The sequence below is a fragment of the Synechococcus sp. R6-10 genome (assembly GCF_047461815.1).
Lineage (GTDB): Bacteria > Cyanobacteriota > Cyanobacteriia > Thermostichales > Thermostichaceae > Thermostichus.
Map to the genome: position 1 here is coordinate 1 of NZ_JANSHW010000125.1, position 6,944 is coordinate 6,944.

A 6,944-nucleotide genomic window follows, 5' to 3' on the forward strand; every position below is an offset into this window, starting at 1 on the left:
TTGCTGCCCTTACCGGCCGATAGACCAAGTGGTGCAGCTTGGCGGTGTTCCAGCAGTTCTTTTGTTTGGCGGCGTCGAGAATCTGGTTGCAAGCGTTCGCAAAGCCCTGCAAAGTGCGGTCAATCTCTTGACGCAACTCTACAGGGACTATCAGCTTGCAACGTACAGAGATAGTCTGGCTCATGGGCTTATTGTAGTTTATCCAGACTTTTGACCAGCAAACCTATATGAAGGAGGGCTTTCCTCCCGACACCAAGCCTGCGGCTATGGTGCGGGCCTCCAGCCCGAAAATTTGGTGATCGGCATAGTCATCGACAACCGTTTGCAGCCACCTCTCCAGAAGGTTGGCTTGCAGATGATCGCCGCGATGGCGCATGAGTTCAACGCCTCGGCGGAGTTCGCCCAGCGTGATCACGCTGATGTAGATGCGGGCCTCTTGCTCAATGGCAGTTTGAAGAAATTCTTGAACCCCGGAGTTGGCTTGACTGTGTTTGCGCAGCTCACTGATGACGTTAGTGTCAAGCAAATACGTCATGGGCAGTGTTATCTTGCACCCGCTCAAAGTCTGAATCGTTGCCAACGTTAGGTATCGATCTGAGCACTTCGGCAAAGGACTGTTTCGCAGGCTGGAGTAAGACTTGCTCTAGGATTTTGCGGTGTTCGGCCTCTGCACTAACGCCGTGACGACTAGCCCTTTGTTTGAGAGCTTTGACAATGGCTTCGTCAACATTGCGAACAATTAACGTGGCCATAGAGCGTTTCCTCGATCGGCAGATCCCTGGGCGGCTTTGCTGCGACGATAGCATTGATATCATCTAAAGTTCAAGTTTTCCCGTCTATTGATACTGATGAAGAAGCTGCCCTTTTGCGGGTTGCCCCAGAGAACTCCTGCCTGCCAGGGATCCAAGCTCTGCCTGCTGTGCATAGCCTTTGCAAGTGCAACACCCAAAAAAGAGGGATCCCGATGAGCAACTTGACCTGCAGGTGACCTCTACAATAGAAGGCTGACTCTGCCACCTCTGGGATCCCTATGCCGCGCCGCACCGATATCCACAAAATCTTGCTCATTGGAGCGGGGCCGATCGTCATTGGCCAAGCCTGCGAATTCGACTACTCGGGCACCCAAGCCTGCAAAGCCCTGCGGGAAGAGGGCTATGAGGTCGTTTTGGTCAACTCTAACCCCGCCACCATCATGACGGATCCCAGTATGGCGGAGCGCACCTACATCGAGCCGGTGACGGTGGACTTTGTGGCCAAAATTATCGAGCGGGAGCGCCCTGATGCTTTGCTGCCCACCATGGGCGGCCAGACGGCCCTCAACGTGGCGGTGCAACTGGCCCAGCAAGGGATCCTGGAGCAGTACGGGGTAGAGTTGATTGGGGCCAAGCGGGAGGCCATTGAAAAAGCCGAAGACCGGGATCTCTTCAAGCAAGCCATGCAGCGGATTGGCTTGGCCGTGCCCCGCTCTGGCCTGGCCCACACCCTGGAAGAAGCCAAGCAGATTGCCCAGGAGATCGGCTATCCCCTCATCATCCGCCCGGCCTATACCCTGGGGGGCACCGGTGGTGGGGTGGCTTACAACCAGGAGGAGTTTGAAGAGATCTGCGCTGCCGGCTTGGAGGCCAGCCCCGTTTCCCAAATCTTGGTGGAAGAATCGGTCATCGGCTGGAAGGAGTTTGAGCTGGAGGTGATGCGGGATCTGGCGGATAACGTGGTGATCATCTGCTCCATAGAAAACATCGACCCGATGGGGGTGCACACCGGCGACTCCATCACCGTGGCCCCGGCCCAAACCCTCACCGACAAAGAATACCAGCGGCTGCGGGACTATGCCATCGCCATCATGCGGGAAATTGGGGTGGAAACGGGGGGATCCAACGTGCAATTTGCCGTCAACCCTGCCAACGGCGAGGTGCGGGTGATCGAGATGAACCCGCGGGTCTCCCGCTCTTCTGCTTTGGCCAGCAAGGCCACCGGCTTTCCCATCGCCAAAATTGCCGCCAAACTGGCAGTGGGCTACACGCTGCCGGAGATCCCCAACGACATCACCCGCAAAACTCCGGCCAGCTTCGAGCCCACCATCGACTATGTGGTCACCAAGATCCCTCGCTTTGCTTTTGAAAAATTCCCCGGCGCAGAGCCGGTTCTCACCACCCAGATGAAATCGGTGGGGGAGGCGATGGCCATTGGCCGCACTTTTCAAGAATCCATCCAGAAGGCATTGCGTTCCCTGGAAATCGACCGTCCCGGCTTTGGCAGCGATAGGCCGGAGGTTTTCCCCAAGCCAGAGGAAGTGCGGGCCAACCTGCGCACCCCCAACCCCTTCCGCTTGCTCACCATCCGCACCGCTCTGCTCATGGGCTTTTCTGCCCAGGAAATTGCCCAGCTCACCCACATCGATCCCTGGTTTATCGACAAGCTGCAGGAGTTGGTGGAGGTGGAGCAGGCCCTCAAGGGGCGGGAGCTGGGATCCCTGAGCGCTGACGACTTGAGACACCTCAAGCAAATGGGCTTCAGCGACCGACAAATTGCCCACCTCACTGGATCCACGGAACATCAGGTGCGGGCCTGCCGCAAAAGCCTGGGGGTGATCCCCACCTACAAAACTGTAGATACCTGCGCCGCCGAATTTGAGGCTGCTACCCCCTACCAGTACTCCACCTACGAGAGCGAGTCGGAGATTTTCCCGGCCCGCAAAGAGAAGGTGATGATCTTGGGAGGTGGCCCCAACCGCATCGGCCAGGGGATCGAATTCGACTACTGCTGTTGTCATGCTGCCTTTGCCCTCAGCCGCCTGGGTTACGAAGCGATCATGGTCAACTCCAACCCGGAAACCGTTTCCACCGACTACGACACCGCTGATCGCCTCTATTTTGAGCCGCTCACCCATGAAGAGGTGATGAACTTGGTGGATGCTGAGCAGCCGGTCGGCCTGATCGTGCAATTTGGCGGTCAAACTCCCCTCAAGCTGGCGCAGGGGCTGGCAGCAGCCCAGGCTCCCATCTGGGGAACTTCCCCCGACTCCATCGACATTGCTGAGGATCGGGGGCGCTTCGAGCGCATCTTGCGGGAGTTGGATATTCGCCAGCCGGCCAACGGCATTGCCCGCAGCGTGGAAGAAAGCTTGGAAATTGCCCGCCGCATCGGCTATCCGGTGGTGGTGCGGCCCAGCTACGTCTTGGGGGGACGAGCCATGGAGATCGTCTATTCCGACCAAGACCTGCAGCGCTACATGCAACTGGCGGTGGCGGTGGATCCGGATCGTCCGGTGCTGGTGGATCAGTTCCTGGAAGAGGCGGTGGAGGTGGATGTGGATGCCATTGCCGACCGCACCGGCGCTGTTACCATCGGCGGCATTCTGGAGCACATCGAGCAGGCCGGGATCCACTCGGGCGATTCGGCCTGTGTATTGCCCAGCCGCACCCTCAGCCCCGAGGTGCTGCGGGTGATCCGCGAGTGGACGGTGAAGTTGGCCCAAGCTCTGAAGGTGGTGGGCCTGATCAACGTGCAATACGCCGTCCAAAAAGGTCAAGTCTATATCCTGGAGGCCAATCCGCGCGCCTCCCGCACCGTCCCCTTTGTCAGCAAGGCCATCGGCCATCCGCTGGCAGACTACGCCGCTCAAGTGATGAGCGGCAAAACCCTAGCCGAGCTGGGCTTTACCCAGGAGGTGATCCCCTCCCACATTGCCGTCAAGGAAGCGGTTTTGCCCTTCCACAAGTTTCCCGGCACCGACACGCTGCTGGGGCCAGAGATGCGCTCCACCGGCGAGGTGATGGGCATTGACACGGACTTTGGCCGCGCTTACGCCAAAGCCCAACTGGCGGCGGGGCAGAATCTACCTCTGCAGGGGACGGTGTTCATCAGCGTCAGCGACCGGGATAAACAGGCGGTCATCCCGGTAGCCCGCGAGTTTGTGGAGCTGGGCTTTCGCCTATTGGCCACCGAAGGAACCCAAAAGGTTTTGGCCGAGCACGGGATCCCGGTGGACAAAGTCCTCAAGCTGCACGAGGGACGGCCCCACGTCATCGACGCCATCAAAAATCACCAGATTCAGCTCATTATCAACACCCCTTCCGGTGTCGAGGCGCAGCAAGATGGCCAAAAGATCCGCCGCACTGCCCTGGCCTACAAGATCCCTCTGGTGACCACCCTGGCAGGAGCCAAAGCCACTGCGGCTGCCATCCGTGCTTTGCAGTCGGGATCCCTGCAGGTGAAGTGCTTGCAGGATTTTTTCTCTGTCTAGGATTCTGGAGGAAAAAAAGCAGGTCCCGGACGGCACCTCTTTCCTAAACCTATCCTTAAGAAACGTCTGCTCAAGCTTGGCTGCCATCAACTGCCAGTGACCGACCTTCGCCGGGAAGCTCTCAAAGACCTCCAAATTGCAACATATCGGTGCTGATTTGTATCGACAAATCCATTTTTTTCACATTCCCGTTGCGGAAGTTAGGGATCCCTGTCGGCATCCCTAAAACTGTCTAGCCTGAAAGGAGAGGATGCTTTTAGCGGTCGGCGCAAGAAGACTTTTACCCCGTTCCCGGAAGCCGACGAAGAATGCTCTTGTCTTTACCAGGAGTTGGCCTATGAGTACGGTAATTCGCCGCTCCTCGGCTGCACGGCAGCTCTGGAGTTGGAATGGCTTTTGCCAATGGATAACCAGCACCGAAAACCGGCTGTACATCGGCTGGTTTGGCGTGTTGATGATCCCGACGCTGTTGGCGGCTGCCTTCTGTTTTGTAATCGCTTTTATTGCTGCTCCGCCGGTGGATGTGGATGGGATCCGCGAGCCGGTGATCGGCTCTTTGATAGGGGGGAACAATCTCATCTCGGCGGCGGTGGTGCCCACGTCGGCGGCCATCGGCTTGCACTTTTATCCCATTTGGGAAGCCGCCTCTTTGGATGAATGGCTCTACAACGGCGGCCCCTACCAACTGATCGTGCTCCATTTCCTGATCGGGGTGTGGTGCTACCTGGGCCGGCAATGGGAGCTGAGCTATCGCTTGGGCATGCGTCCCTGGATTGCGGTGGCGTTTTCCGCTCCGGCGGCGGCGGCTACGGCAGTGCTCTTGGTCTACCCCATCGGCCAGGGCAGTTTCTCGGAAGGCTTGCCCCTGGGGATCGCCGGCACCTTCTACTTCATGCTGGCTTTCCAGGCGGAGCACAATATCCTCATGCACCCTGCTAGCTGGCTGGGGGTGGCCGGCGTCTTTGGCGGCGCTCTGCTGGCCTCCCTGCACGGCTCCCTGGTGATCTCCAGCCTAATCCGCGAGACCTCGGAAGAAGAGTCACAAAATGCCGGCTACCGCTTCGGGCAGGAGGAAGTCACCTACAACTTCCTGGCCGGGCACTACGCGTTCTTGGGGCGGCTGGGGTTCCCCGGCCTGGGCCTGAGAAACAGCCGTTCCGTCCACTTCTGGATGGCGGCCCTGCCCACAGTGGGGATTTGGGCGGCGGCAATAGGTATCGGCATAATGGCCTTTAACTTGAACGGCTTGAACTTCAACCAGTCCATCCTGGACAGCCAGGGCCGGTTCATTCCCACCTACGCCGATCTCCTCAACCGCGCCAATCTGGGGATCCAGGTGATGCACGCCCCCAACGCCCATCATTTTCCCTTGCTGCTGGCGGCTCAACCCTAAGGCAGGCTAGGGGCAGTCCAGCCGGAAAGCGCGGTGAATAGCTTGCAAGGCCGGGATCCCTCGATCCCGGCGCACTACACAGCTCACCTTGATCTCCGAGGTGGCGATCATCTCGATGTTGATTCCGGCTTCGGCTAGGGCTGCAAACAGGCGAGCAGCCACACCAGGGTAGGTTTCCATCTCGGCGCCGACAATGCTGACCTTGGCAATGTCGTGATCCGCGTCAACGCCTGCCGCCTGGAGCTCTTCGGCCACCTGCCGGCAGACTGCCTCAGCAGCCATCGCTTGATCCTGAGGCACGGTAAAGGCAATGTCGGTACTGGGGATCCCGTTGTGGTAGCCCCGCTGGCTTTGGATGATGGTGTCCACGATGATCCCAGCAGCCGCCAAGCGCCCGAACAAATGGGCGGCAGTTCCCGGACGATCCGGCACTTTGCGAAGGCCCAGCCGCGATTGCTTCAAATCCAAGGCAACACCGCGTACCGGGTGGCTGTCTTGAGGGGCAGCCGGCATCTTTGCCCGATGCAAGTGGGGGATCACCTGGAACGACTCTCCCAGAGCCAAGGCGGCATCCCCGGCCCGCTCCGCAGCCACCACACAGCTCACCTTGATCTCGGACATGGAGATCATCTGCAAATTGATCCCGGCCTCGGCCAGCACCTGGAACATTTGCGCCGCGATCCCAGGTCGGCCCATCATCCCCACCCCGGCAATGCTGACTTTGGCCACCGCCTCATCCACAATCACCGCTGCACACTGCAGCTCTTGGCCAATCTGCCGGGCAACGGCTGCAGCCTCGGCCACCTGCGACCGACTGACCGTAAAGGCAATGTCATTGGTGGGCTGGGGCACGGATCCCTGCGGCAAGGAGTCCGTCCCGCTGGCGTGAGCGGCTGTGAACTGGAGCGACTGCAAAATCAAATCCACATTCACCCCTGCCGCCGCGATCCCCTGAAAGAGCTGGGCGGCAATGCCAGGGCGATCCGGCACCCCCACCAACACCAACTTGGCCTGATCCCGATCCAGCTCCACCGTATCCACCGCCAGGCCCAGCTCGATACTGCTGTCGGCAGCACGAGGACGGGGGGGAGGAGAAAGAATGAGAGTGCCCTCGCATCCCGCCTGCAACGGCTCCAAGCTGGAGCGCACCCGCAGCTTCACACCGTAGTTGCGGGCAATTTCCACCGAGCGGGGATGCAGCACCTGGGCCCCCAAGCTGGCCAGCTCCAACATTTCATCACTGGTGATCTCCGGCAACAGCCTGGCCTCAGGCACCTTACGCGGATCCGTGGTGAAGATCCCCGG

Annotated in this window: 6 protein-coding genes; 3 read left to right on the forward strand and 3 right to left on the reverse strand. The window is 59.4% G+C overall.

What is annotated here, in order from left to right; all coding sequences use genetic code 11:
- Positions 1-214: hypothetical protein (locus tag NW837_RS04125; RefSeq protein WP_414329385.1), on the forward strand; the 214-nt coding region annotated here is incomplete at its 5' end.
- 9 nt (positions 215-223) lie between these two features.
- Here NW837_RS04125 and NW837_RS04130 read toward each other — a convergent pair.
- On the reverse strand, positions 224-535 hold the full coding sequence (locus NW837_RS04130; protein ID WP_414329386.1) for a PIN domain-containing protein: 312 nt from the start codon (positions 533-535) through the stop codon (positions 224-226).
- Positions 519-752 (reverse strand): FitA-like ribbon-helix-helix domain-containing protein, encoded by a 234-nt coding sequence (locus NW837_RS04135; protein ID WP_071818136.1) that lies wholly within the window; start codon positions 750-752, stop codon positions 519-521. Before NW837_RS04135 ends, NW837_RS04130 begins: the two co-directional genes overlap by 17 nt.
- 278 nt (positions 753-1,030) lie before the next feature.
- Here NW837_RS04135 and carB point away from each other — a divergent pair, with 278 nt between their 5' ends.
- Both carB and psbA read left to right on the forward strand, forming a co-directional pair.
- Positions 1,031-4,246 (forward strand): carbamoyl-phosphate synthase large subunit, encoded by a 3,216-nt coding sequence (carB, locus tag NW837_RS04140; protein WP_414329387.1) that lies wholly within the window; start codon positions 1,031-1,033, stop codon positions 4,244-4,246.
- Positions 4,247-4,583: 337 nt separating this feature from the next.
- Positions 4,584-5,639 (forward strand): photosystem II q(b) protein, encoded by a 1,056-nt coding sequence (psbA, locus tag NW837_RS04145; RefSeq protein WP_414329388.1) that lies wholly within the window; start codon positions 4,584-4,586, stop codon positions 5,637-5,639.
- 6 nt (positions 5,640-5,645) lie between these two features.
- Here the strand turns inward: psbA and NW837_RS04150 are convergent.
- Positions 5,646-6,944 (reverse strand): ACT domain-containing protein (locus NW837_RS04150; RefSeq protein ID WP_414329389.1); only part of this gene is annotated, 1,299 nt, incomplete at its 5' end.